We start from the raw sequence: 1,151 nt of genomic DNA, 5'->3' as shown, positions 1-1,151 counted from the left end.
ATAGTCGATGATCTCTTCCAGCTAGCTCGTGAACACTACCCCATATTATCTCGGCTATCCGTGGTGCTGTGCAGTGAAAATAAAGCATCGAATTATTTTGTATCGGATTCACTGTGCCAAAACGCCAAGCATCATTACATCGAACAGGAGATCAAACCCAACTCTGCGTTGAGTCGTCTGGCTGAATCATTGGAAACAAGAATTGTTGATGACCTCTCTTTGATGAATCCGACTAAACAAATCTCTCATCTACTCGAGCTTGGTCACCAAAGTAGCTACACCACTCCAATCCACTACCAAGAGAGTAACCTTGGGTTCGTTTTCATCAACGCCTCATGCACTGACTTTTTTGCTAAGCAGACAATACAAAGCGACATCGCCTACCTCACCCAAGCGATTTCGAACCTGTTTGTGCAACTCTTCGAACGCCAGAGACATTTTCAGTCCTCATTAGCCATCGCCCTAAACATGGGGCACGCACGCGATCCTGAAACCAAAGAGCATCTGATTCGCATGGGAAAATACAGCGAACAGCTCGCACGTACGCTTTCGCACAGTAACAATGAGATTACCCACCAATTCGTTCACCGCATTCGCTTGTATGCCCCGTTTCACGACATAGGGAAGTACCGAATCCCAGACAAAGTGCTCTTCAGTACTGAGCGTTTTTCGGAAGAAGAAAGAAACATCATGAACAATCACACGATATATGGCGAAGAGATGATTGATGACGTGGTTGCCCTTTCCCACCACAGCTCAATGTGTAGCGAAGAAGTTCAGTTCATCAAGAATATTGTACGTCACCATCATGAACGGTTTGATGGCTCAGGGTTGCCAGATGCGCTCGTTGGAGAAGCGATTCCACTGGAGGCAAGAATTGTAACGCTAGCGGATGTGTTCGATGCTTTACTGAGTAAACGAGCTTACAAACACGCATGGTCAGCATCTAAAGTAATGGACTACATTGAAGCGCATACAGGGTTGATGTTTGATCCAGAGTGCGTCTCTGCGCTGAAGCAAAACCTTGATTACTTCATGTCGATACGAGAGCAATACAGTGATATGCAAAGTCCACAAGCTGCACTCGCTTAACGGGTTGTATTAAATTTGCTGTCTGTGACTCTCTTGCAGAACCAACAAAAAAGGATGCC

At 45.7% G+C, this 1,151-nt stretch carries 1 protein-coding gene; it reads left to right on the top strand.

The window, feature by feature from the left end; all coding sequences use genetic code 11:
• Positions 1 to 1,092, top strand: a 1,092-nt coding sequence (locus AB4486_RS23555) for an HD-GYP domain-containing protein (protein ID WP_372118983.1), incomplete at its 5' end; no start/stop codon positions are given.
• Positions 1,093 to 1,151 lie beyond the last annotated feature (59 nt).

The organism is Vibrio sp. 10N.222.55.C6, from assembly GCF_041473395.1.
Lineage (GTDB): Bacteria > Pseudomonadota > Gammaproteobacteria > Enterobacterales > Vibrionaceae > Vibrio > Vibrio crassostreae_C.
The sequence above is the reverse complement of the archived record's forward strand: the minus strand, read 5'-3'. Positions and strand labels throughout refer to the sequence as shown.